The organism is Blautia sp. MSK.20.85, assembly GCF_013317245.1.
Classification (GTDB): Bacteria; Bacillota; Clostridia; order Lachnospirales; family Lachnospiraceae; genus Blautia_A.
Genome location: NZ_JAAIUN010000010.1, coordinates 1 through 23,713, shown reverse-complemented (window position 1 = coordinate 23,713; position 23,713 = coordinate 1). Strand labels below are relative to the sequence as shown.

At 44.2% G+C, this 23,713-nt stretch carries 22 protein-coding genes and 1 pseudogene; 3 read left to right on the top strand and 20 right to left on the bottom strand.

Features of this window, described 5'->3' with window-relative positions; all coding sequences use genetic code 11:
- Positions 1–5: 5 nt before the first annotated feature.
- The 8 genes from acsB (G5B12_RS07650) to G5B12_RS07615 form a co-directional block, all read right to left on the bottom strand.
- A complete protein-coding gene (gene acsB, locus G5B12_RS07650) occupies positions 6–2,132 on the bottom strand; it encodes an acetyl-CoA decarbonylase/synthase complex subunit alpha/beta (RefSeq protein ID WP_118062500.1) in 2,127 nt (708 codons plus the stop codon).
- A gap of 212 nt (positions 2,133–2,344) precedes the next feature.
- A complete protein-coding gene (acsB, locus tag G5B12_RS07645; RefSeq protein ID WP_021975848.1) occupies positions 2,345–4,474 on the bottom strand; it encodes an acetyl-CoA decarbonylase/synthase complex subunit alpha/beta in 2,130 nt (709 codons plus the stop codon).
- Positions 4,475–4,491: 17 nt separating this feature from the next.
- On the bottom strand, positions 4,492–5,265 hold the full coding sequence (locus G5B12_RS07640) for an ATP-binding protein (protein WP_021975847.1): 774 nt from the start codon (positions 5,263–5,265) through the stop codon (positions 4,492–4,494).
- A 44-nt stretch (positions 5,266–5,309) separates the two neighbouring features.
- Entirely contained in the window at positions 5,310–7,202 is a 1,893-nt protein-coding gene (gene cooS / locus G5B12_RS07635; RefSeq protein WP_021975846.1) for an anaerobic carbon-monoxide dehydrogenase catalytic subunit, read from the bottom strand.
- A gap of 117 nt (positions 7,203–7,319) precedes the next feature.
- Positions 7,320–8,090 (bottom strand): ATP-binding protein, encoded by a 771-nt coding sequence (locus G5B12_RS07630; protein ID WP_021975845.1) that lies wholly within the window; start codon positions 8,088–8,090, stop codon positions 7,320–7,322.
- A 148-nt stretch (positions 8,091–8,238) separates the two neighbouring features.
- Positions 8,239–9,171 carry a methylenetetrahydrofolate reductase gene (locus G5B12_RS07625; RefSeq protein WP_021975844.1) on the bottom strand — a complete coding sequence of 311 codons (933 nt, stop codon included), beginning with the start codon at positions 9,169–9,171 and terminating at the stop codon, positions 8,239–8,241.
- A 93-nt stretch (positions 9,172–9,264) separates the two neighbouring features.
- Complete coding sequence (locus G5B12_RS07620) at positions 9,265–9,447, bottom strand: CooT family nickel-binding protein (protein WP_021975843.1); 183 nt, start codon at positions 9,445–9,447, stop codon at positions 9,265–9,267.
- Between the two features lie 65 nt (positions 9,448–9,512).
- On the bottom strand, positions 9,513–9,905 hold the full coding sequence (locus G5B12_RS07615) for a hypothetical protein (RefSeq protein WP_021975842.1): 393 nt from the start codon (positions 9,903–9,905) through the stop codon (positions 9,513–9,515).
- A gap of 346 nt (positions 9,906–10,251) precedes the next feature.
- Here G5B12_RS07615 and G5B12_RS07610 point away from each other — a divergent pair, with 346 nt between their 5' ends.
- Entirely contained in the window at positions 10,252–11,079 is an 828-nt protein-coding gene (locus G5B12_RS07610; protein ID WP_174088004.1) for an aldo/keto reductase, read from the top strand.
- 275 nt (positions 11,080–11,354) lie between these two features.
- On the opposite strand, the gene G5B12_RS07605 is transcribed toward G5B12_RS07610, so the two are convergent.
- From G5B12_RS07605 to G5B12_RS07590, 4 genes are read right to left on the bottom strand one after another with little or no spacing between them, the layout of a single operon-like run.
- The gene (locus tag G5B12_RS07605) at positions 11,355–12,371 is read right to left on the bottom strand and encodes an NAD(P)H-dependent glycerol-3-phosphate dehydrogenase (RefSeq protein ID WP_174088003.1); all 1,017 of its coding nucleotides are present in this window, start codon (positions 12,369–12,371) and stop codon (positions 11,355–11,357) included.
- 12 nt (positions 12,372–12,383) lie between these two features.
- Complete coding sequence (gene plsY / locus G5B12_RS07600; protein ID WP_021975839.1) at positions 12,384–13,031, bottom strand: glycerol-3-phosphate 1-O-acyltransferase PlsY; 648 nt, start codon at positions 13,029–13,031, stop codon at positions 12,384–12,386.
- Between the two features lie 4 nt (positions 13,032–13,035).
- Entirely contained in the window at positions 13,036–14,361 is a 1,326-nt protein-coding gene (der, locus tag G5B12_RS07595) for a ribosome biogenesis GTPase Der (protein WP_021975838.1), read from the bottom strand.
- Positions 14,324–15,709, bottom strand: coding sequence for a DUF512 domain-containing protein (locus G5B12_RS07590; RefSeq protein WP_174088002.1), 1,386 nt, complete (start codon positions 15,707–15,709; stop codon positions 14,324–14,326). Before G5B12_RS07590 ends, der begins: the two co-directional genes overlap by 38 nt.
- 144 nt (positions 15,710–15,853) lie before the next feature.
- Here G5B12_RS07590 and G5B12_RS07585 point away from each other — a divergent pair, with 144 nt between their 5' ends.
- Positions 15,854–17,026: a ribose-phosphate pyrophosphokinase gene (locus tag G5B12_RS07585; RefSeq protein ID WP_015525311.1), complete on the top strand. Its 1,173-nt coding sequence runs from the start codon at positions 15,854–15,856 to the stop codon at positions 17,024–17,026.
- On the opposite strand, the gene pgeF is transcribed toward G5B12_RS07585, so the two are convergent.
- From pgeF to G5B12_RS07550, 7 genes are all read right to left on the bottom strand, one after another.
- Positions 17,013–17,858: a peptidoglycan editing factor PgeF gene (gene pgeF, locus G5B12_RS07580; protein WP_174088001.1), complete on the bottom strand. Its 846-nt coding sequence runs from the start codon at positions 17,856–17,858 to the stop codon at positions 17,013–17,015. The two genes, G5B12_RS07585 and pgeF, sit on opposite strands and share 14 nt — an antisense overlap.
- Positions 17,859–17,876: 18 nt before the next feature.
- Positions 17,877–18,236 carry a YraN family protein gene (locus G5B12_RS07575; RefSeq protein WP_118062510.1) on the bottom strand — a complete coding sequence of 120 codons (360 nt, stop codon included), beginning with the start codon at positions 18,234–18,236 and terminating at the stop codon, positions 17,877–17,879.
- Between the two features lie 51 nt (positions 18,237–18,287).
- Positions 18,288–19,043 carry a ribonuclease HII gene (locus tag G5B12_RS07570; RefSeq protein WP_021975834.1) on the bottom strand — a complete coding sequence of 252 codons (756 nt, stop codon included), beginning with the start codon at positions 19,041–19,043 and terminating at the stop codon, positions 18,288–18,290.
- Complete coding sequence (ylqF, locus tag G5B12_RS07565) at positions 19,043–19,900, bottom strand: ribosome biogenesis GTPase YlqF (protein WP_118062511.1); 858 nt, start codon at positions 19,898–19,900, stop codon at positions 19,043–19,045. The genes G5B12_RS07570 and ylqF overlap by 1 nt, the downstream gene beginning before the upstream one ends.
- Before the next feature lie 15 nt (positions 19,901–19,915).
- Complete coding sequence (gene lepB, locus G5B12_RS07560) at positions 19,916–20,524, bottom strand: signal peptidase I (protein WP_021975832.1); 609 nt, start codon at positions 20,522–20,524, stop codon at positions 19,916–19,918.
- A gap of 97 nt (positions 20,525–20,621) precedes the next feature.
- A complete protein-coding gene (gene rplS / locus G5B12_RS07555; RefSeq protein ID WP_015525316.1) occupies positions 20,622–20,969 on the bottom strand; it encodes a 50S ribosomal protein L19 in 348 nt (115 codons plus the stop codon).
- A 138-nt stretch (positions 20,970–21,107) separates the two neighbouring features.
- Complete coding sequence (locus tag G5B12_RS07550) at positions 21,108–21,983, bottom strand: methionyl aminopeptidase (RefSeq protein WP_021975831.1); 876 nt, start codon at positions 21,981–21,983, stop codon at positions 21,108–21,110.
- A gap of 307 nt (positions 21,984–22,290) precedes the next feature.
- Between G5B12_RS07550 and G5B12_RS07545 the strand changes: the two genes are divergently transcribed.
- The gene (locus tag G5B12_RS07545; RefSeq protein WP_174088000.1) at positions 22,291–22,791 is read left to right on the top strand and encodes an Ig-like domain-containing protein; all 501 of its coding nucleotides are present in this window, start codon (positions 22,291–22,293) and stop codon (positions 22,789–22,791) included.
- 93 nt (positions 22,792–22,884) lie between these two features.
- Here the strand turns inward: G5B12_RS07545 and G5B12_RS07540 are convergent.
- Positions 22,885–23,190, bottom strand: a pseudogene (locus G5B12_RS07540) (energy-coupled thiamine transporter ThiT); the annotation flags it as partial.
- Positions 23,191–23,713 lie beyond the last annotated feature (523 nt).

The window sequence follows — 23,713 nt, the reverse complement described above, 5'->3', positions numbered from 1 at the left end:
TTATACTACATCATAGGGTCCATTGACAAGGCTGGATGTCCTTTTTCTGTTAAAAATTCCACAAGCGCCTCCGGATCCGTTGCAATTGTTTCATCACCAACCATATCTGTGAAGTTATCAATACCGTAAAGCTCTTTCGCTGTTTTATTGAGACGTTCCGCAACTGTCTCTTTCAGCTCTTTCGGCATCCATACGATACGTTCAATACCGCCTTCTGCCTTCATGAACTTCTTGGAAGAAATGAAATGCTTGCCATGTCCCATAAATCCAGGTGTCTGAACTCCACCGCCTGTCATGGATGCCATCTCAGGGAATGTCATGCCCAGTGGGGTCATACCTGCATACTCACGGTTTGCAATGACAACACCATTGGAAAATGGCTCAATACCACAGATACACTCAAAGCATCCGCAGGAAGTCATAGGATCCTGCATAATGGAATACAGTGTAACATGCTCCAGTGCACCCTGTGAGAATTTCTGAACTGCCTCATCTACATCCTCGTATGAACCAAGATTCTCGTCAATCGGACGCTCCTTGGTAATCACCTGACAAGGTCCTGCCGGATCAAGCTGATTCGTAGCTTTTGCGTCAAGCCATGAAACCGCTCCGCAAAGTCCCAGTCTTTCCGGTGTTACCACACATACATGGGATGGTGAAAATGCCTGGCAGAGAATACAGCTGTAATATACATCAACAGATTCATCTGTCAGATTATCCAGTCTCTCATCACGTTTGTCAAATACCGGAATGGCAACTTCATGACGGATTCTTGTACATTCAGCAGGATCTGTGTAGATCGTAACCTGACATTTATCTACAACAGCTGCAAATTCATTTTTAACCTGACTGTAAAGTACTTCTCCGATATGTTTGATACGAAATCCTGCATTAAATGCCTCAATACTGATACGGATACGCTGCATATCTCTCTGTCCTGTATGATATACGCCTTCAATGCAGTTAATATAGTTATGGAACTTACGCTCAATAACAGGCTCAAAATCAGGCTGCATCTTCTTGCCGGCAACCTCAACAACATATGCGATGCTGTTTTTGCTGCCAAATTCCATCTCATCCACTTCAGGACCAACGACTGTGATCTTATGATCTTCCACTTCGCTCATCTCTCTTGTCTGGACAAGCTCTGCGCAGTCTACACGGGAACCATCAAACTCAACCTGCATATCTTTACGTCTGATGATCTCACCTTCAAATGCAGAGGCAAATGCAACCGGAATATCGATCTTTGTGATCTTGATCTTGATATTTCTGGCTTCCAGGGACACTTTATTGAAATCAGCAACATTTGCGCAGCCGATCAGAGCGCCTGGAACTTCTTCCACATTCTCATCCTCATTTGTAATGACCGGGAATCCAAGCTTGATAGCGCCTGCCCCTGCTGCAAGGATCACATCATCCACCGGTTTGAATGCATTTACAAATGCAGGTACACGATCCTTGGTATATGTAAGAAGGCTGGCCGCATCGCCAGGTGTCACATTACCGAAGATCAGTGCCGCACGAAGTGCAACTGATACCACATGGATCACAGAAGTAACCTCTTTTCCAAGAGGTACGATTCTTACATTGTAGCCCATCTTAAGGCCAAGTTCCTGTGCCTGATCGATGATACCGCCAACAAGTGTTACCAGAATGCCCTGCGCCTGGTAGCTCTTGATCAGATCTACTCCTTCCTGTGCAGTCGGTGCAGAGCCAAGAATAACTGCCACACCAGGAATATCACCTGTTACAAGCGGTACACCCATCTCTCGGATAATGGAGTCTGTCAAATGTCCGTAGCACGGTTCACTATATGGTTCCGCACCATCCAGATATTTCAATGCTTCGATAAACTCAGCACATAATGCAGTTGCAACACCCGACATTAAAGCATCATCCAGCTGCTGTTCTCTCGTCATCAAGGTCTTTACAACACCAAGAGCTTCTTTCATCTCTCCCAGTGTTTTCACTTTTACGCCGGTAACTGCATAGTAGCAGGGCAGGCAGTAAGCTGTATGCGGAAATCCCACCGCTTTGTCTGCTCCGTGCTGTGCAATTGCCCCGTCTACAGCCTGTACTGTCAGGCCATAGACAGCATCATTTCCGTTGAAAATTCTGTCAATCAACATATTGCACATCTCCATTTCCTGTTTTTTTATTTATATGATCTGCCATAGGCAGTCATATATAAAATCCTCTCAATATGTTCCGCAACCATATTGATATTTCGCGCACTACTCAATGGGGCAAAACGGATATTTGCATTCCGCTTCGCTGTATCTTCAATCTGCAAGGGAAAGAATGCAAGCATTCTTTCCCTATAAAGTAAATTACCTGAATATTACATCATCGGATCAAGTCCAAGAGCCGGATGTCCTTTTTCTGTAAGGAATGTTACCAGTGTCTCTGGATCTTCTGCGATTGTCTCATCACCGATCATATCTGTAAAGTTATCAATTCCATAAAGCTCTTTTGCTGTCTTGTTAAGTCTGTCAGCTACGAATTCTTTCAGTTCTTTTGGCATCCATACGATACGCTCGATACCGCCCTCAGCCTTCATGAACTTCTTGGAGGAAATGAAATGTTTACCATGTCCCATGAATCCAGGTGTCTGAACACCGCCACCTGTCATAGATGCCATCTCAGGGAATGTCATTCCAAGTGGTGTCATACCAGCATACTCACGGTTTGCAATAACAACACCGTTGGAGAATGGCTCGATACCGCAGATACACTCGAAGCATCCGCAGGAAGTCATCGGATCCTGCATGATGGAGTACAGTGTAACGTGCTCCAGAGCACCCTGGGAGAATTTCTGAACTGCCTCATCAACGTCCTCATAAGAACCAAGATTCTCATCGATCGGACGCTCTTTTGTGATGATCTGGCAAGGACCAGCCGGGTCAAGCTGATGTGTAGCTTTTGCATCCAGCCATGAAACCGCACCGCAAAGACCAAGTCTCTCAGGTGTTACTACACATACGTGGCTTGGTGCGAATGCCTGGCAAAGGATACAGCTGTAATATACGTCAACAGACTCATCTGTCAGAGTATCAAGACGCTCATCACGTTTGTCAAAGATCGGAATTGCAACCTCATGACGGATTCTTGTACACTCAGCAGGATCTGTATAGATAACAACCTCACATTTATCAACAACTGCATCGAACTCATTCTTAACAGATGCATAAAGAACTTCACCGATATGTTTGATTCTGAATCCTGCATTAAATGCGTCAATGCTGATACGGATACGCTGCATATCACGCTGTCCTGTATGGTATACACCCTCGATACAGTTGATGTAGTTGTGGAATTTACGCTCGATAACCGGTTCAAAGTCAGGCTGCATGTTCTTACCTGCAACTTTAACAATATATGCAATGCTGTTCTTGCTGCCGAATTCCATCTCATCTACTTCAGGTCCGATCACTGTGATCTTGTGATCCTCGATCTCAGAAGCATCGCAGGTCTGTACAAGCTCTGCACAGTCTACACGGGAACCATCGAACTCAACCTGCATGTCTTTACGACGGATGATCTCACCCTCGAATGCAGATGCGAAAGCAACCGGAATATCAATATTTGTGATCTTGATCTTAATATCACGCGCCTCAAGAGAAGTAGCGTTAAATTTGCTTACGTCCTCCTGAACGATAAGGCTCTTCGGTACACGGAAGATATTCTCTGTCTCATTTGTAACAACCGGGAATCCAAGTGCGATAGCGCCCGCACCGCATGCTACGATCACATCATCCAGAGGTTTGAATGCGTTAACAAATGCCGGTACACGATCCATTGTGTATTTCATAAGTGTTCCTGCATCTCCAGGTGTTACATTACCGAAGATCAGCGCTGCACGGATTGCAACGGAAACTACATGAACAACAGATGTAACATCTTTTCCAAGAGGAATAACACGAACGTTGGCACCTGTCTTCATTCCGGCTTCTGCAACCTGATCAATGATTCCGCCAACAAGTGTTACCAGGATACCCTGTGCCTGATAGCTCTTTACAAGAGCAACACCCTCTTCTGTAGTAGGAGCAGCACCAAGGATAACAGCAACGCCTGGGATATCGCCTGTTACAAGCGGTACACCGAGCTCACGGATAACAGCATCACCAAGATGTCCATAGCATGGCTCTTCGTAAGGAGTTGCTCCGTCGATATATTTCAGAACCTCGATGAACTCTGCGCAGAGTGCTGTAGCAACACCGGACATGAATGCATCGTTCAGTCTTTTCTCTCTTGTCATAAGTGTTTTTACAACGCCAAGAGCTTCTTTTAATTCTTTTAATGTTGTAACTTTTGTTCCTGTTACAGCATAGTAGCAAGGAAGGCTGTAAGCGGTATTAGGGAAGCTGACAGCTTTGTCTTCGCCATACTGAGCGATCGCGCCGTCAATAGCACCCTCTGTTAAACCATATACAGCATCGTTTCCGCCGAATACTCTATCAAATAAAGTCACTGTAATACCTCCTATTTTTACAGAATTGAATTCTGATCAATTTTGTCTTTGATTTTTCTGATCTCAGCAGTTACAGTCTCACTGAAATCGTAGGGAGATTTTCCCTGACGGTCAGCGTCCATAACTTCAGTATTGTAATGGATCATTCCAAGCAGATCTTCTGCCGGAATCTTGTTCCGGATAAATTCTTCATCTTCCGGATTTCGTACCTTGTTGGCTACGACCTTAACCTGGGAAACTCCCAGATCCTTTGCAAGACGTTTGACATTCTTGTAAGTCTGAACGCTTCTTGCCCCTGGTTCGATCACTACAATAAATTCATCCATGCTCTCCGTGGTGCCCCGGCCCAGATGTTCCAGGCCGGCCTCCATATCCATGATCACCACATCATCTCTGTGGATCACAAGGTTATTGATCACTCTTTTAAGCATCACATGTTCAGGACAGACGCATCCGCCTCCACCTGTTTCCACAGTTCCAAGGACAAGCAGCTTTACGCCATTACAGGTTTTTCCATAAGTATCCGGAATATCGTCTACCTTTGGGTTCAGTTTATAAAACTGATTCTGGCTGTTGGCTCCGGTGCGTTCTTCTATGAGCTTACGCATTTTTGAGATTGGAACAATAGAATCCAAGGTTTCCTCGTCAAATCCAAGGGCAAGACCCAGGTTCGCATCCGGATCCACATCCGCCGCAAGGACTTTTTTTCCCTCATCTGCGTATAGTCTTGCAAGTGTTGCTGCGAAAGTTGTCTTTCCTACTCCGCCTTTACCGGTTACTGCTATTTTCATTTTACGTCTTCCACCTTTTATAACATTTTAAAGATCGCAACGGATTAGATTCCTAATGCTGTTCTCTTCTCTTCAATTCTCTCGATCATAAGATCAACTAATTTCTCGATGTCTGTCTCTACTGTGTAAGCAGCACCTGTCCATTTTCTTGTTCCCTCTGTAAGAAGCTCGCACATTTCTGAAGAACCGGAAACATATGGATCAACGCCAAGGAATGTATCAATACCAGTACCAACTACGTAGTTACCGATGGATACAGCTTTTTCAGACATCCACTCAGGAGCACATCCTACTACAGGAAGCTGATTGATCTGAAGTCCTGCATCTTTTGCAAGTTCAGCAGCCAGGATCATCATACGGGAGATATCTACGCAGGATCCCATATGAAGTACTGGTGGGATATCAGCCAGCTCACAGACACGTTTCAGACCTGCACCGCAGAGATCTCTTGCGGATTTGTCCATCAGACCAGCTTTAGCAGCTGCCTGTGCGGAACATCCGGAAGCGATGATAATGATATCATTTGCGATACACTTCTTCATCAGTTCGATATGTGCATAGTCAGGACGGATCTTAGGATTGTTACATCCAACCATAGCAACAGCACCACGGATAACACCGGAAGTGATGCACTCAAGTAATGGTTTGGTTGTTCCTGTTACGTCAACCTGAGAGTTTGTAACACCATCAAGAACTTTGACGATTGCTTCTACTGAGTAACCAACAGTAGCTTTCTGTTTCAGCTGCGGGATATGTACAAGCTCAGGTTTTCTGTTCTTGAAGTTATCGATAGCCATCTTAACGATTGCTTTTGCATTTTCTCCTGCTGTCTCAGCGTTGAATCTGATAAATTCAGAATCCGGCATCTGAGCGATCGGAGAAGTTGTAACAAATTTAGTATGGAAACATTTGCTCAGAGGTCCTAATGCAGGGAAGATACACTGAACATCAACTACGATCGCCTCGCAAGCACCTGTCAGTACTACGTTCTCCTGCTGCAGGAAGTTACCAGCCATCGGAACACCACGACGCATAGCTACCTCGTTAGAAGTACAGCACACACCGGAAACGGTGATTCCTTTTGCTCCTACAGATTTTGCATAATCGATCATTTCTTTGCTGTCTGCATACTCACAGATCATCTCAGAAAGACTCGGATCATGTCCGTGTACAACAATGTTTACGTTCTCTTCAACCATTACTCCAAGGTTAGCCTCTGTATCAAGTGGCTTCGGAGTTCCGAATAATACATCAGAGAACTCTGTTCCCATCATGGAACCGCCCCATCCATCAGCCATACCGCAGCGAATAGACTGTTTTACAAGTGCCTCCGGAAGAGATGAACATCCCATATGAGACATATGCAGGGAGCTTGCAACCTCACGGTCGATAGCACGTGGTGCGATTTCGTTCTCGATCAGTTTTTCTTTCTGTCCTGCAGGCATTCTGTCAAGGAATCTCTGATATCCGAACGGTTTACCATATTCCATAAGACCGATCTCAGCCATCTCATGAGCCAGATCATAGATATCCTTGCCTTCTGTCTCCACGCCCCACTCTTTAGCGATGCGAAGCAGTTTCTCAGGATCTTTTACCTGATAATTTCCGCCCTCTTTTGCACAGTACAGTGTATGGCAGATCTCACGACCATGATCGGAGTGAGTAGCTGCACCACCGGCTGTAAATTTAAGGAAGTTTCTTCCTACGATACCATGAGCATCACATCCGCAGATTCCTCTTGGAGCCTTCGGTGTAATACGACACGGTCCCATTGCACAGATACGGCAGCAGATACCCTGCTCACCGAATTTACAGTGCGGAGTCTGGTTCTTTGCACGGATCTGCCATGCATCTGCTCCTACCTTTGCACCTGTCTCGAGAAGACGGGCTGTAGCGGCTTCAAATTCCTCCACTGTAGTTAATTTGAATTCACTCATTATAGACCTCCTTTAATAGCACATCTATTTTTATTTTTCTTTTTATAATAAGCCCAGGGCAGGAACCCATCCCCACCCATAGGTTATTTTCTTTTTTAAAAAAAGGTTTATATTTCGTTATAAACCTAATTTATCAAAAATTTCAAAAGCTGCTTTTCGCATCGGATTATCCTCAGGAAGAGTAACGGTTGGTTTACCATCGCAGTCATATTCATAAACTGCCTCATCCTGTGGCACCACACCGATCAGATCGAGTCCCTGATTCCGGATTTCCTCAAGGATTCCTGAATTCAGTTCTGCTTTTGGCGCGCGATTGATAATAAGACCTACTCTGGAAGGCTTCATATCGCATTCCTTAATAAGTTCTGCGATCCTGCCAACTGCCTGAACGCCTCTTCTGGAACAGTCACTTACAAGAATTGCTGTCTCCATGCTCGGAAGGATTCCTCTGCTGATATGTTCCATTCCAGCTTCGTTATCCACAACAATATACGGATAATTTTTCTGGTATTTGGCAAGCTGTGCCTGAAGCAGACCATTTACAAAGCAATAGCAGCCTTTTCCCTGGGTTCTTCCCATTACAAGAAGATCATAATCATCTTCCTCTGCAAGAGCATCCTCAAAACGTACCTCCGCATAATCTGCCTTGGACATTCCTTTGGGGATCGGGCTTTTCTCTGTCATCTCAGCATGTGCGATCTCCTCGCGGACATCGCCAAGAGTCGTATCTACTTCTACGCCAAGAACCTCATTCAGATTTGAATTGGCATCTGCATCTACAGCCAGTACAGGTCCTTTTTTCTTTTCGCAGAGATACTGGATCAGCATTCCGCATAATGTAGTTTTTCCAACGCCGCCTTTTCCAGCGACTGCAATAACATGTGCCATAAAACGGGCACCTCCTGATTTCATAAATAAAAATCTGATACGTCCGGCGTATAAAGGAGGTGCCCGTAAGGTAAAACAATACAATTATATTGTTTTTTATTCTGGCACCTCCGCACTGTGCCGGAATTCATATTCAGTTTATTGATAACTAGATAAGTGTACGAAGTCCGGATCTGTCAATGATCTCGGATACATCTTTCCATTTGTTTAATGCATAAAGATGGATACCGTCAACACCAAGAGCGCGATACTCATCGATCTGTCTGATGGTGTATTCGATTCCTTCTTCTTTGAATCGTTTAACCTTGTCCTCATAGAACATGTCAAATGGTTTACCATCAGCATCTTTAGCGTTAAACGGATTCGGGAACAGCCAGTTTCTGGAGATCAGCCTGCAAAGCTCACTGTCCATTACACAGCCGTTACGTGAAAGAGCCATATTAATGGTAGCTGCCTGATCCAGGATCGGCATTACACCAACATCTACAGGCATTGTCACTCCAGCCTCGCGGATAGCGTCCAGCCAGTATTTAAACTGTTCCATATCCCAGCAGAGCTGGGTCATAATGTAGTCAGCACCATTGTCCTGTTTCTGTCTCAAAACAGCAATATCAGCATCCAAGCTTCTGCATGCGATATGGCCTTCCGGTGAGCCGGCTACTGCGATCTCGAACTTATCGCCAAATTCATCACGGACAAATTTAACAAGGTCTGTCGCATAATTGAAGTCTCCGCAGGTTGTTGTCTCACCAAGTGGAATATCTCCGCGAAGTGCCAGCATATGGTCAACGCCTTCAGCCAGATACTGTTCCAGTTGCTCTTTGATGCCTTCTTTTGTATTCTTGATTACTGTGAAGTGTGTTACAGGAGTGGTTCCTGCATTCTTGATCATCTGGCATACTTCTCTGTTTGCGCCGACATTTCCGCCGCCGGCACCGTATGTACAGGAAATATACTCCGGTTTATACTTCATGAGATGTTCAATGGTTCCCGGCAGATTTGCCATGCCTTTTTCTGTCTTCGGTGGAAAAAGTTCAAAGGAAAGCAGCATTTTTTCTCTCATTGCTTCAGATAATTTCATTGATCGTCCCTCCACGTCTTAGTGTTATTATATTTTTATAGGAATGATCTCTGTCATTCCCTCAGCTCACATTTCCATAAAACTGCTGTAATATCAGTCACACTGCAGTTTCACGATACTGTTCGCCAGATCTACCATGAGAATACTGCCCTCTACCACGCGCTCATCTCCCATGATATCACGAAGGATCAATTTATTTCCGTCCACATCAATGCGGCTTACATTTTTAAAAATTACTGAATTATCTTCTTCTTTATATACAGTTGCAAGACACATAATCAATTCCTCCAAATAAGCGGTTTTCTGTTCTTCCGCTCTGCTGTCAAAATCATTCTGTCAGTTTATTTCAGTTCTTCCTTAACAAGGGTAAGGGCAAGTCCTAGTCTCATATTACCCTTCTGGAAATCGGATACTGCTTCCTTGATTGTCTTGGCAGCTGCATCCATGTTAAGTTTCTTAAGGTTGTCAGCCATCTGGTCAAGTTCTGCCGCATGATGCTCATTATGCTGCAGCATATAGGTAAGAAGTGCTACAGTCTCATTCTTGCAGTCACCGGACTCGCAGGAACCGCAGTGGCCATCGCCGTGTGTATGGCAGTGGCTGTCTCCTTCTGCATGACTGTGTGTATGGCTGTGAGTCACTCCATCCTCGTGAGTGTGCTCATGTGTATGTTCGTGGCTGTCCGCATGTCCATGCTGAACAAGGTTGCCATTCTCATCTTTGATTAAATGCATAAATACCCCTTTCCTGTATCCGCAGGGCGGACACGCTCATGACAAGAATTTATCAATTAAATTCATTATACATCTTTTTGTCTCTATTATCAAGAAAATTATTATAAAAAATATCCAAAATTATACGCCATTTTTCCTGATTTTTCAAAAACTTTGACAGTTAATTAACTCGATTGTCTCGATTTTAACGAAGTTAGTTTCTTCAAACCATATAATATTTCCTATAGCCGCTTTAAAATTCGGACCAAGCTTTATCACTTTTGTAATATATTTGATGTGATTCTTTCATATTTTTGTGCTATAATGGCAAAAACATGGGAAACAGAACAAACAAGGAGGAATTATTTTGAGAGAGACTGTTTTTCTGAATAACGACAGAGAAATGCCCCTCCTGGGGCTTGGTGTATATAAGTTGCCCGACGACGTACAAGCTGAGGCTGCCATCACTTCTGCAATCTCTGCCGGCTACCGCATGATCGATACCGCATCCGTTTACAAAAACGAAGAAAGTGTGGGACGTGCCATCGCCAGATGTGGTGTTCCCCGGAAGGATCTTTTTATCACCAGCAAGATCTGGAACACAGCCCAGCGGCTGGGTGATGTTCAGGGTGCTTTTTCCCGCAGTCTTGACCGTTTGAAGCTCAGCTATGTTGATCTCTACCTGATTCACTGGCCAGTTCCTGGCTGCTACCTGAGCACCTGGAAAGAACTGGAAAAAATCCTGGAATCCGGGCGTGCTTTGAGTATCGGCGTCAGCAATTTTGACATCCGGCATCTGGAAGAGCTCCGTAAAATTTCCGGAATTATCCCGGCTGTAAATCAGATTGAATGTCATCCCCTGTGTTATCCATCCGAACTGATCGAATACTGTAAAGCTTTTGGTATTCAGGTACAGGCTTATGCCCCTCTGGCAAGAGGCGCCTATTTTGACAACGATGTCATGTGTGTTCTGGGAACCAAATACGCAAGAACTCCTGCACAGATAGGTCTTCGCTGGGCTGTTCAGAAGGGAATTTCCGTTATCCCGAAATCCAGCAATCCGGAACGCATCCGAAGTAACGGAAATATTTTTGATTTTAATATCGAAGATGAGGACATGGCAATCATTGATACGCTTAATGAAAATCTGCATACTTCTCATGTTCCGGAAGATCTCCGTGACATTCAATTTTAACCAAATCAAGTAAGTCCCCTGCGGGGTTGCGAAAAGCAATAAGCAGTGGGTGGGGACTTGCTTGTATCAGGAAGAGTGCAAGCTCCTCCTGATAAACTGAGGAGCAGTTATTTGGTGTAGAGCTACGTAGCGAAGCGGATTGCGAATATCCGCTTGACTTTTTTTATAATAACGCAAAAAAGATATCTGCCGGATTCTGACTGATCTTCCGGCAGATATCTTTTTATTTTCTAACTGAATTTCCTATATTTGAAACGGACGGATATTTACCTGGCTCATATATTTTCCCAGGGAAGCATCGGCGTTTCCACCTTTTTGTCGCGCAGCATCAGGTCCATTACTGCTTCTGCCGCAGATTTTCCCTCAAAAAGTACTCGGTTTACTTCTGTTATGATAGGCATCTCCACCTCATATTTCTCGGCAAGTTCTCTTGCAGCTCTTGCGGAATAAACACCTTCCACAACCATCTGTACCTTATCCATAGCCTGTTCCATTGTACATCCCTGACCGATCAGATATCCGGCTTTTCGATTACGGCTGTGTACGCTCGCACAGGTTACGATCAGATCACCAATTCCGGAAAGTCCGTAAAACGTTTCCATCTGTGCTCCCATTTTCTTTCCAAGCCTTGCAATCTCCGTGATTCCCCTGGTGATCAGAGCTGCTTTTGTATTGTCTCCATATCCCAATCCGTCAGCGGTACCTGCTGCCAGTGCAATCACATTCTTAAGTGCTCCCCCAAGTTCTACTCCCAGAATATCCGGCGTTGTATACACGCGGAATACAGGACTCATAAAAATACTCTGAAGATATTCTGCAGTCGCCCTTGTACGTGCGCTGACCACGCAGGTCGTAGGAATTCCTTTTCCAACTTCTTCCGCATGACTTGGACCTGAAAGAACTGCCACATCTCCCTCAGGAATTTCTTCCTCAATTACGTCACTGAGTGTTTTCAGTGTTTTTTCTTCGATACCTTTTGCAACATTGACAATCTTCTGACCCTTCCTGATAAATGGTGCCATTTTATGAGCCGTACTTCGAATGTACGGAGAAGCCACTGCCAGCACTGTTACATCAGCACTTTTAATCGCCCGTTCCAGATCTGTCAGAATTTCAATGTCTTCCGGAATCTGCACCCCCGGAAGCCTGTCAGGATTTTCTCTTTTTTCCCGGAGTTTTCGGGCATCCTCCGGTCTTGCCGACCAGAGGAGAACTTCATGGCCGTTATTATACAGCAGGAGCGCCAGAGCCATACCCCAGCTTCCTGAACCCAGTACGCTGATTTTCGCCATAAATCTTACCTCTTATTTTTTATTCTTACTGCTTAAAAACACCTTATTTTCTGTTCCGTGAAGCAGCCTTACAATGTTTGCCCTGTGCCTGTAGAAGGCCATTGCCGTAAGAACTGCCATCACAATATAAAGTTCCATTGTATGTGGCTGATCCATCCCGTATTTTCCCATATGTCCAAAAACAAGGACCAGAATAAAAGCCACCGCATATGCACTAAGAGAGCAAAGCGATACATAATGCGTCGTAAAAAACAATGCAAAAAAGACAACTGCACAGGCAATAAAGATCCGCCAGTCAAAAGCAATGATCATGCCCACAGAAGCTGCAATCCCCTTTCCGCCGCGAAATTCCATGGAAATCGGAAAATTATGTCCGAGGATGCATCCCAGTGCCGCATAAAGAGTAAGAAGCGGAAGGATCGTATTCATGGAATTTCCGTAAACCATTCTCACGATCACAATGGCGAGTACGCACTTCAGGCAGTCTCCCAGTAAAGTAAGCACTCCTGCTTTTTTTCCAAAGGTACGGAATGCATTCGTAGTTCCAGCATTCCCGCTGCCATGCTCTCTGATATCTGTCTTGTGGACTTTTCCTATAATATAACCAGTTTGAAAAAGCCCGCATACATAACCGATAACAAGACAAATAATTCGTTCCATATTTTTATTCCTTTTCCCCGCGCTCGCGGATGATAAATTTCAGAGAAGTTCCGGAGAACCCGAAGGCATCCCTGATCTTGTTCTCCAGATATCTTACATAGGAGAAATGCATCAGTTCCTTGTCATTGACAAAGATCACAAATGTCGGCGGTTTTACCGCAACCTGTGTCATGTAGAAGATCTTCAGTCTTCTACCACGGTCGGACGGCGGCTGCTGGAGAGCAACTGCCTCGGAAAGGATCTCATTGAGAACACCAGTCTGGATACGGAGTGTCTGATTCTCGATAACTGTATCGATATTCTCAAAGAGCTTCGGAAGTCTCTGGCCTGTTTTTGCAGAAATAAAAATAATCTGTGCATACGGCATAAAGGAAAGGATCTGACGGATCTTCTCTGTATGCTTGTAGATGGTCTTGTCATTTTTCTCAATGGCATCCCATTTGTTTACAGCTACAATGATACCTTTTCCTCTGTCATGGGCGATTCCCGCGATCTTTGCATCCTGCTCGGTAACTCCCTCGGAAGCATCGATCACAACTACGACCACATCTGCACGCTCTACAGCTGTTACTGTACGGATAACACTGTAGCGCTCGATCTCTTCTTTTACTTTTCCTTTACGGCGAAGTCCTGCAGTATCAATAAATACATAATCCTTATTGTTCCAGGTAACCTTGGTATCAATGGCATCACGTGTAGTTCCCGCAATGTTGGATACGATCACACGCTCCTCACCAAGAAGTTTGTTGATCAGAGAAGATTTTCCAACGTTTGGCTTTCCTACGATGGCGATCTTCGGGATATCGTCCTGATCTTCCTCCTCGCTCTTATCTGGGAACTCTTTGATCACCTCATCCAGCATATCTCCAAGACCCTGTCTGTTGGCTGCGGAAATTGGGATCGGTTCTCCGATTCCAAGATTATAAAATTCATATACATCCATCATGTACTTCTGATGGCTGTCCACTTTGTTGACTACAAGGCGTACCGGCTTGCCACTGCGACGGAGCATATCTGCCACCTTGGCGTCAGAATCCACAAGCCCCTGGCGGACATCTGTAATAAAAATGATCACATCTGCCGTATCAATGGCGATCTGTGCCTGCTCTCTCATTCTGGAAAGAATAATGTCGCTGCTGTCCGGCTCAATTCCGCCTGTATCGATCAGGGTAAATGTCCGGTCAAGCCATGTGACATCTGCATAAATTCTGTCACGGGTTACTCCTGGTGTATCCTTTACTATGGAAATATTATCACCTGCCAGAGCGTTAAACAGAGTGGATTTGCCTACATTAGGCCTTCCCACTATCGCTACTACTGGTTTGCTCATAAATTTGTCTCCTTCTTGTTGGTTTATGTTTCGGAGGATTGATCACAGCCTCTACCAGATCACGTCCTCCTGTGTCTACAATTACAATTTCTGTTTTCAGTGCCTCAGAAAGTTCTTTAAGTGTCATATCATCCAGAAAAATCTCTTCATCACCTTTCAGCATGCTGCATGGGATCAAAAGCTTTTCTCCCAGGTCAAGGCCGGAAAGCTGTTCTTTCAGATCCTGCCCTGTAATCAGACCGGACACCGTGATCTTTTCACCGAAAAAGCGATTCTCGATGGTCGTGACCGGAATCTGCACATTGGGAAATTTTTTCTTGATTTCTTCTATATAGCGGGCAATAAAAGGCGCCGCCAGTTTTCCTGTGGCGATCCTTCCTGTCACTTTACGGTCGTCACCGGTAAGTTTCTTAAGTGTTTCCTTTACTTCGGTTTCCAGAAGCCTCAGCATTCCCACGCCATTTTCAAGCTGCAGATATCCGTCGTATTCCTCCTCACAGGGAAGTTCCCTTCCAGCCAGAATATACCACTCATCCGAAGCATGGATAAAATGAATCCCGTACTTCTCCACCATGATCTTCTGCCAGCGTTCGATCTGACTCAGGACTTTTTTTGCATCTTCTTTATTAAAAGGCTCCAGAGGATAGAGACCTTTTCTGTATTTGGTAAGTCCTACCGGCACAACAGAAACACTCTGAAGAACCGGAGCATAAGCGGAAAGTTTCTCAAGGCTGTATTCCAGCTCATCCCCGTCATTGACACCTTTGCACAGTACGATCTGTCCGTTCATGGTGATCCCTGCGTTATACAGCATATCCACCTTCTCTAGGGCCTTTCCCGCAAAGCGGTTATGCAGCATTTTGCACCGGAGCTCCGGATTCATTGCCTGGAATGAAATATTGATCGGTTCCAGATGATAGCGGATCACTCGCTCAATATCCTTCTCGCTCATATTGGTAAGCGTCACATAATTTCCCTGAAGAAAGGAAAGCCTGGAATCGTCATCCTTAAAATACAGCGTCTCACGCATATCCGGCGGCATCTGGTCAATAAAACAGAACATGCACTTATTTGAACAGGAACGATAGTCATCCATCAGTCCCCCATTCTCAAATTCTATTCCAAGGTCTTCCTCATATTCCTTCTCTACCTCCAGCTCCCACTCTTCGCCATCGGGCTTCTCTACCAGAAGCACCACAAGCTCTTCATTCATGAGATACCGGTAATCGAAGACATCCTCCACAGGCTGACCGTTTACAGACACAAGTCTGTCGCCCGGTTCCAGCCCCAGCTCCTCGGCAATACTGTCGGGCAGCACCCTGGAAATCATATGCTTTCTTAATTTCATCATTATCTCCCTTTTCTATCCCGTATATAATAACAACTTTGCTCTTAAAAATCAACACTTTGAGAAAACACCTTGACTGACACGTGGGTCTGATGTTATAAATAGACTGAGAATTTTTAATGACATACACTTAGGAGGAATATTATGCCAAACATAGAATTGCTGGAAAAGTCTATGCCTGTTGCCCCGATCCGAATCGCCGCACTTGCCGGATGCCGCGAACTGGCCGAGGAGGTTGACAAAAAGCTGGTTAAATTCCGTAAAGAACTTGTAGCAGCCAAGAAATCCACCATTATCCCACAGGGCTATGCAGAGAAATCTTTCCTTGTAGACTGCGAATGCCCGCGTTTCGGAACCGGTGAAGGTAAAGGTTACATCAAAGAATCCGTTCGTGGTACAGACCTTTACATTATGGTAGATGTGACCAATTACAGCCTTACTTACAGCGTATGCGGCCACGAGAACCACATGTCTCCGGACGACCATTACCAGGATCTGAAGAGAATTATCTCCGCAGCCACCGGTAAAGCACACCGTATCAACGTTATTATGCCATTCCTTTACGAGGGACGTCAGCACAGACGTACCAAGAGAGAATCTCTCGACTGTGCACTTGCACTTCGCGAGTTAAGCGCAATGGGTGTTTCCAACATCATCACTTTTGATGCTCATGATCCACGTGTGCAGAACTCTATTCCGCTGAAAGGCTTTGATAACTTTTTCCCGACATACCAGTTCCTGAAAGCACTGGTCAAAAATGTCCCGGATTTCAAACTCGACAATGATCACCTCATGATCATCAGCCCGGATGAAGGCGCTATGTCACGTGCTGTATATTTCTCCAATATCCTTGGAGTTGATATGGGTATGTTCTACAAACGCCGTGATTACTCCACTGTTGTCAATGGCAAGAACCCGATCGTTGCTCATGAATTCCTCGGAGATTCCGTAGAGGGCAAAGATGTTGTCATCATCGACGATATGATCTCTTCCGGAGAAAGCATGCTGGATGTTGCCCGTCAGCTGAAAGAGCGTAAAGCCGGACGTGTATTCGTCTGCACAACCTACGGTCTGTTTACAGACGGCGTAGCTAAATTTGACGAATATTACGAAAAAGGCTGGCTGGACAGAGTCATCACAACCAACCTTAACTACCGTATTCCGGAACTTCTCGACCGTCCATACTATATCGAAGCAAATATGAGCAAATATCTTGCAAGTATCATCGATATCATCAACCATGATGTATCTGTCGAGAAGGTTCGTTCCAGCAACGAAAAGATCATGGATCTCATGAAAAAAGTCAACGAACAGTAAGAAATGCTCCCAGGTTTCCACGTTTCCCGTGAGAAGCCCTGTGCGAATAAAGAAAGAGCGGATTACAGCAGGTGCAGATGCCCGGCATGGAAATCCGCTCTTCTTTTATGCCTGCATCCAGAAAGATCCTTCGGTTCGCCTCCCACAGATTCAGCTGATATTTTCCATCTGGTTTCTCATAAAAAAGTACATCCCAGTATTTTTCTTCAAATGCTTCTTTAAACTGATCGATCACATCTTCACTGACTTCATAACAGTTCTGACAGATAGACGGACCGATGGCTGCGTAAAGTTCTGAAGGGTCTGTCTGAAATTCCTCAGCCATTTTTTCCACTGTCACTTTACCGATCTTTCCTACGGTGCCTCTCCAGCCGGAGTGAGATAGTCCCACCGCTTTATGTACAGGATCTACAAAGAAAAGCGGTACACAGTCCGCATAAAAGGTTGCCAGCACCAATCCTGGCACATTGGTGATCATTCCATCCACATCCGTATAAGGCCTCGGTTTTGTGATTCCATTTCCCCTGTCTGTTTCCGTGACCACATGCACATTGGTGGTATGTGTCTGATCAGAAGTTACGATATCTCCCATGGAAAATCCCATAGCATCAGAGAGTCTGCGGTAATTTTCCCGCACTGCATCCTCGTTATCTCCTCTTGTAAAGCTTAAATTCATGGATTCATAAATTCCCTGACTCACTCCGCCCAGACGGGTACTGAAGCCATGTACGATCCCGGGAATTTTCTCAAAAGCAGGATACGTCAGCCACGTAACCCCGTTCTTCTGATTTACATTCATTAATTGCTTATCTTTATACCATTTTATTTTCATATTATGTAACCAGCCCTTTCATCTGCAAAAATCAAAAGCATTTTTTATCCAGTGGATTTTTTCTCCGTCAATTCCCACTACATCAAAACGGCAGGGAGGAAATTCCCGGTATCCATGTACAGCCAGGTAAAACATTGCCACTCTGCTGATGATCCGCTGTTTTTCTCTCCCTACCGCCGCAAAAGAACTTCCACTTCTTCCGTTCTTTCTGTATTTCACTTCTACAAATACCAGATATCTTTCATCTTGTGCAATGAGATCAATCTCACCGCTTCGACAGCGAAAATTTTTTTCCCTGATCTGCAGTCCCCTCTTTTCCAGGAACACTGCCGCAATTTCCTCATAATAACTGCCCTTCTGTCTTTTATTTTCTTTCAGAAAAACATAACCTTTCTGTTTTTGATGTCGGTATCTTAAGTATCTTATCCGTTATACAAAATGTGTGATAAACGTTTTCCGGTGTATCGGACTTGGCCCGTATTTCTTCAGTGCTTCAATATGTGCTGCAGATCCGTAACCCTTGTTAGAGGCAAATCCATACTCCGGAAGAACTTTGTCATATTCTTCCATCATCCGGTCTCTGGTCACCTTTGCCACAATACTTGCCGCTGCAATGGATACGCTTTTTGCATCGCCCTTGATAATGGGTACCTGAGGGATCTGAACCTCCGGTATGGTAACTGCATCGTTCAAAAACAGCTGTGGCTGCACAGAAAGTTTGCTTATCGCCTGACGCATTGCCTCATAGGTTGCCTGCAGGATATTGATCTCATCAATTCTTTCCGGACTTGCCATTCCGATTCCAACAGAAACTGCACCTTCCAGGATCACATCATACAGCTCTTCTCTCTTTTTGGCTGTAAGCTTCTTGGAATCATTCAGCCATAAAATATCGCAGTCTTTCGGAAGGATCACCGCACAGGCTACAACCGGGCCGGCAAGCGGTCCTCTTCCCACTTCATCGATCCCGCAGAGATACCCAAGATGCTCATATTTATGTTCATATTCTTTCATGATTTCTGTGCGCGCACGTTCATTTTCCAGTGCCTGGAGCTTTTTACGATACTGCTGGATCAGTTTCTGTACACCGCTTCTTTCATCGTTTTCATAATGCTGAAAAAGGGCGTTGTATTCGCCCTCCTTCGCTGACGCAAAATGCGCCCTGATATCTTTCATTGTTTCCATTATGCTTCCTCTGTTCCTTTCGGAAATTCCAACGTTACTTTTCCAAGTTTTCCGGAACGGAATTCTTCCAGCAAAAGACGGGATGCTTTTTCATAATCAAGTTCTTCACCTTTTTTCAGACATCCTCTCGCTTTTGCAACTGCAGTAAGGATATCCAGCGGTTTCTGTCCTTCTTCCACGCTGTATCTCTCTTTGAGTGCTGCCGGGTAAAATTCCTGCAGATATCCGATCAGACCCAGGGCAAGCTCCTCAATATTCAGAATATCATCCTTTATAGAACCGATATAGGCAAGACGCATTCCAACTTCCTGATCTTCAAATTTGGGCCAGAGAATTCCTGGTGTGTCCAGAAGTTCCACACTTTTATTCAGACGGATCCACTGTTTTCCCTTCGTAACTCCCGGTTTATTTCCAGTCTTGGCACATGCTTTTCCTGCAAAAGTGTTAATAAATGTTGATTTTCCAACATTCGGGATGCCTGCTACCATGGCACGTACCGGACGGTTTTTGATTCCTCTTCTTCTGTCCCGCTCTGTCTTTTCCTTACATGCTTCTGTAATTGCCGCAGAAACAGCTTTCATGGAGCCTTTATTACGGGAATCGATACTTACCGCATAGATCCCTTTTTCTTTGAAATATTCCATCCAGGCACGGTTCTGTCTCTCATCGGCAAGGTCTGCTTTATTGAGAAGGATCATACGTGCCTTGTTTTTTCCGAGTTCATCAATATCCGGATTGCGGCTGGAAAGCGGAACCCTTGCATCTACAAGCTCAATGATCAGATCGATCAGCTTGATATCTTCCTGCATCTGGCGTTTCGCCTTTGTCATATGGCCTGGATACCACTGTACGTTCATAATTCACCTCATTTTTTATCTGATAAAACCTATTTTACTTTTGGGAGAAACTGTAAACCATATCTTCCCTACAATATATTTCTTGCTGATATTTCCAATATCGCTGAAACGGCTGTCCTCGCTGTTATTCCGATTATCTCCCAGAACAAAATACTCTCCACTTTCCAGTGTGATAGCACTGTCTGCAAGTCCGCCATCTGCGATTTCCTGATAAGCACCATTCTCTTCGTAAACATTTCCATTAATGTAGATCTGGCCTTCTTTTATCTGAACTGTTTCGCCTGGAAGGCCGATCACACGTCGGATATGCAAAGCCGCATCATCACTGGCACTTGTTTTAAAAACAATTACATCCCCACGTTTCGGAGATTTTATCTTATACAATGCTCTGTTTACAAAGAATTTCTGGCCTACCGAATACGTAGGTTCCATAGCACTCTCCTGCAATGTCACAGTCTGAAATGCAGAAATCGCAACCAGCACAGCAAATACCAGCGTTACGATAATCTCAAATACCCACTTGACGATCCCTCTTGTGCGGTCATCCCGAAGTCTTTCCCTTGCTTCGGAAACAGCTCGGCTTTCTTTCAGATCTTCAATTTTTCTCTTCTTATTTAATCCCATATTCTATCCCCTGTATGCATCATTATTTTGCATACCTCTTGATGTAAAAAGAGGGACAATAGCAAATGTTATTGTCCCTGCCTCTTTACTTATGAAATTATTTTACAAGCTCTTTAACCTTAGCTGCTTTACCTACGCGATCTCTCAGGTAGTTCAGTTTCGCACGGCGTACTTTACCATGACGGATAACTTCAACCTTAACTACGTGTGGGGAATGAAGCGGCCATGTTTTCTCAACACCTACACCGTTGGAGCTCTTTCTTACTGTGAAAGTCTCTCTTGTACTTCCACCCTGTCTCTTAAGTACTGTACCCTCGAAGATCTGAACACGCTCACGTGTTCCCTCTTTGATCAGTGCGTGTACTCTTACTGTGTCTCCTACGCGGAACTGCGGTACTTCAGCTTTCAGCTGAGCGGACTCAATGTTCTTAATAATTTCGTTCATGTCTTTCTCTCCTTAATTATACTGGATGTTCTTAATACGCATGTGGTAACAGAGGACCATCTTTTTTCACAACATAAGTGATTATACACTAGATAATATTCTATTGCAAGAACTTTTTTCCTGAATTTTCGAGTTTGTTTACCAGCAAAGTACCTCATGTCCTGTCTCTGTGACAAGCACCATGATCTCCCATTGCGCAGACGGCAGGCCATCTTCTGTCCGCACTGTCCAGTCGTCAATCTCATCTGTATAAATTTCGTCAGATCCCATATTAACCATTGGTTCAATGGTAAAGATCATTCCCGGTACCATGAGTACACCTGTATCTTCTTTGGAAGTGTAACTTACCCACGGATCTTCGTGAAACTCAAGACCTACCCCATGTCCGCCGATTTCTCTGACAACTGTGTATCCATTCTCCACTGCGTGCTTGTGCACAGCACTTCCCATATTTCCGATCGGTGTCCATGGTTTTACCTGCTCAAGGCCAAGCTCTACACATTCTTTTGTCACACGGACAAGTTTTTCCTTCTCCGGGCTTACCTCTCCGATACAGAACATACGGGAGGAATCAGAAAAATATCCCTGATAGATGGTAGATACATCTACATTGACAATATCTCCTTCTTTTAAAACGATCTCTTCATCCGGGATTCCATGGCATACTACCTCGTTGATCGATGTGCATACGCTCTTTGGAAAACCTTCATAATTAAGTGGTGCCGGAATTCCACCATGACGTACCGTTTCTTCATGTACCCAGTCATCAATCTGCTGTGTGGTCACACCCGGTCCGATATGCTCTGCAACATAATCAAGAACTGCGATATTGATCTTACAGCTCTCTTTGATCTTTTCAATCTGTGCAGGTGTTTTAATCAGATCATGGTCAAGAACTGCATATCCTTTCTTTTTCATAAGTTCCATTTTTTCATCAAATGCTTCATGGCATTTTTTATATTTCTTTCCGCTTCCGCACCAGCACGGATCGTTTCTTTCAATTTTCTTTGCCATTTCTTTTCTCTCCTTTTGCAGTCTGACTCTCTGCTTTTTCTTTTGTATTTTACACAGGACATGAAGTGCTTTCTATTCAGCTGCATAACATCTGCCTGTTATATTCCTGCAGATCAATCTCTGCCTGATTTATCATAGCACAACTTTCATTTATAGAAAAGTACTCTTTGTGTTTTTGGTTTGTTTTATTTAACTTTTATGTTACTAATAATGTCGATTTTTTTCGAATTATATGAAGTTTATTGTTTTTTCAAAAACTTCGATTATAATAAAGTTATAAAATTTGTCTGTGGAAGGAGATTTACAAATGAAAAAGCTGAAACAATTATTACTTATCTTAGTATTGTCTCTGTCTTTAACTTCACCTGCTGTCATCCCGGCTATGGGAACAACTACCGTTTCTGCCGCCACTGTCAGGAAATCATCTCTCAGTAATTCAAAACTTACCATTTATACAGGAAAGTCTGTACTCTTAAAGGTAAATGGAACTTCTGGCAAAGTTAAATGGATTAGTCAGAATAAACGTATTGTGACCGTAGATTCCAAAGGTAAAGTCACTGCCAGGGGTGTCGGAAAGACCATCATTTTTGCCAAAACCGGGAACTATACATTACGCTGTCAGATTACTGTAAAAAAGAAAGTCGCTTCCAGGCCTCAGGTTCAGTCTTCCGTGTGGATTCCAGCTACAGGAAAAAAATATCATCGAATTCCAAACTGTGGAAATATGAATCCAAATCGAGCGCATAAGGTTACTCTTAGTCAGGCAAAACAGCGTGGCTATACTGCATGCAAAAACTGTTACCGATAAATAAACATAAAAAAGACCGCTGATTTATCTTTATCATGTATCTCTTATAAAGATAGGTCCGCGATCTTTTTATTATGTCCTATTATATGTAAATTATTTCTCTACTGCCGGCTGACGGTTACCCCCGGTAGCCATTACCCTCATTCTTCCAAGTGCACTGGATACTGCTGGTATGGAAATCACTGCAATTGTGAGTACTCCTTCCAGAAGAATATAGCTGTAATTGTAAATGATCGGATATAATGCTGTCAGAGACTTCGGAAAATTATCCGGCATATAATCCATCCAGTATAGATATCCGCCGAGCGCATGGAACGCACCCCTTGCCAGGATTGCTACAATGTAGGCTTTCAGAAGACCATATTTTTTTGATTTTGTAAATAATCCGGAAAATCCCATTGTCTCTCCTCCTTATGCCTAAATCGAGTTCAATGGTTAATGTTCAGGCTTCTTTGGTCTTACCCATTGTAGCATATGGAGAGATGAATGTAAATGAGGGGTGTGGGAAAACTTTTTTGTATGTGACGGTATGCATGTGACAAAAACGGGAGAGAAATCTGTATGTTGATTTCTCTCCCGTTTTACTCTTTCCCTTGTAGCTTGAAAACTACATACATGTGTTTGTTGATGGTTAATCATTTTTGTTGAATCAATTTTTAACCTGCGTGCCGATTTGCCTTTTTTCACGGGCTCGCAGCTAAAGCTGCATCGCCTGTTTTTTTAGGCTACTCCAGCGGGGATCATCTCACGACTCCGTCGTTCGATGTCATTTGCTTCGCAAATGTTCAAGTCAGCTAATGCTCATACGTCCACAAGCAAGCTTGCTCCCGTATGACCCTTACCTGCCTTGCCCGCTTCCTCGGCTGGTTGGTCAAGCCCTCACCCGATTAGTAACAGTCAGCTCCATGTGTTACCACACTTC

Excerpts from the sequence above, each read along its gene's own strand:
- G5B12_RS07630 (WP_021975845.1), bottom strand. The coding sequence starts at position 8,090 with ATGGCACATGTTATTGCAGTCGCTGGAAAAGGCGGCGTTGGAAAAACT.
- G5B12_RS07585 (WP_015525311.1), top strand. The coding sequence starts at position 15,854 with ATGCCAAACATAGAATTGCTGGAAAAGTCTATGCCTGTTGCCCCGATC.
- G5B12_RS07625 (WP_021975844.1), bottom strand. The coding sequence starts at position 9,171 with ATGAAATTATCTGAAGCAATGAGAGAAAAAATGCTGCTTTCCTTTGAA.
- G5B12_RS07615 (WP_021975842.1), bottom strand. The coding sequence starts at position 9,905 with ATGCATTTAATCAAAGATGAGAATGGCAACCTTGTTCAGCATGGACAT.
- G5B12_RS07605 (WP_174088003.1), bottom strand. The coding sequence starts at position 12,371 with ATGGCGAAAATCAGCGTACTGGGTTCAGGAAGCTGGGGTATGGCTCTG.
- G5B12_RS07570 (WP_021975834.1), bottom strand. The coding sequence starts at position 19,043 with ATGGAAACAATGAAAGATATCAGGGCGCATTTTGCGTCAGCGAAGGAG.
- plsY (WP_021975839.1), bottom strand. The coding sequence starts at position 13,031 with ATGGAACGAATTATTTGTCTTGTTATCGGTTATGTATGCGGGCTTTTT.
- rplS (WP_015525316.1), bottom strand. The coding sequence starts at position 20,969 with ATGAACGAAATTATTAAGAACATTGAGTCCGCTCAGCTGAAAGCTGAA.
- G5B12_RS07545 (WP_174088000.1), top strand. The coding sequence starts at position 22,291 with ATGAAAAAGCTGAAACAATTATTACTTATCTTAGTATTGTCTCTGTCT.
- G5B12_RS07550 (WP_021975831.1), bottom strand. The coding sequence starts at position 21,983 with ATGGCAAAGAAAATTGAAAGAAACGATCCGTGCTGGTGCGGAAGCGGA.
- pgeF (WP_174088001.1), bottom strand. The coding sequence starts at position 17,858 with ATGAAAATAAAATGGTATAAAGATAAGCAATTAATGAATGTAAATCAG.
- G5B12_RS07640 (WP_021975847.1), bottom strand. The coding sequence starts at position 5,265 with ATGAAAATAGCAGTAACCGGTAAAGGCGGAGTAGGAAAGACAACTTTC.
- acsB (WP_118062500.1), bottom strand. The coding sequence starts at position 2,132 with ATGTTGATTGACAGAATTTTCAACGGAAATGATGCTGTCTATGGCCTG.
- cooS (WP_021975846.1), bottom strand. The coding sequence starts at position 7,202 with ATGAGTGAATTCAAATTAACTACAGTGGAGGAATTTGAAGCCGCTACA.
- lepB (WP_021975832.1), bottom strand. The coding sequence starts at position 20,524 with ATGGGATTAAATAAGAAGAGAAAAATTGAAGATCTGAAAGAAAGCCGA.
- G5B12_RS07590 (WP_174088002.1), bottom strand. The coding sequence starts at position 15,709 with ATGAAATTAAGAAAGCATATGATTTCCAGGGTGCTGCCCGACAGTATT.
- der (WP_021975838.1), bottom strand. The coding sequence starts at position 14,361 with ATGAGCAAACCAGTAGTAGCGATAGTGGGAAGGCCTAATGTAGGCAAA.
- ylqF (WP_118062511.1), bottom strand. The coding sequence starts at position 19,900 with ATGAACGTACAGTGGTATCCAGGCCATATGACAAAGGCGAAACGCCAG.
- G5B12_RS07620 (WP_021975843.1), bottom strand. The coding sequence starts at position 9,447 with ATGTGTCTTGCAACTGTATATAAAGAAGAAGATAATTCAGTAATTTTT.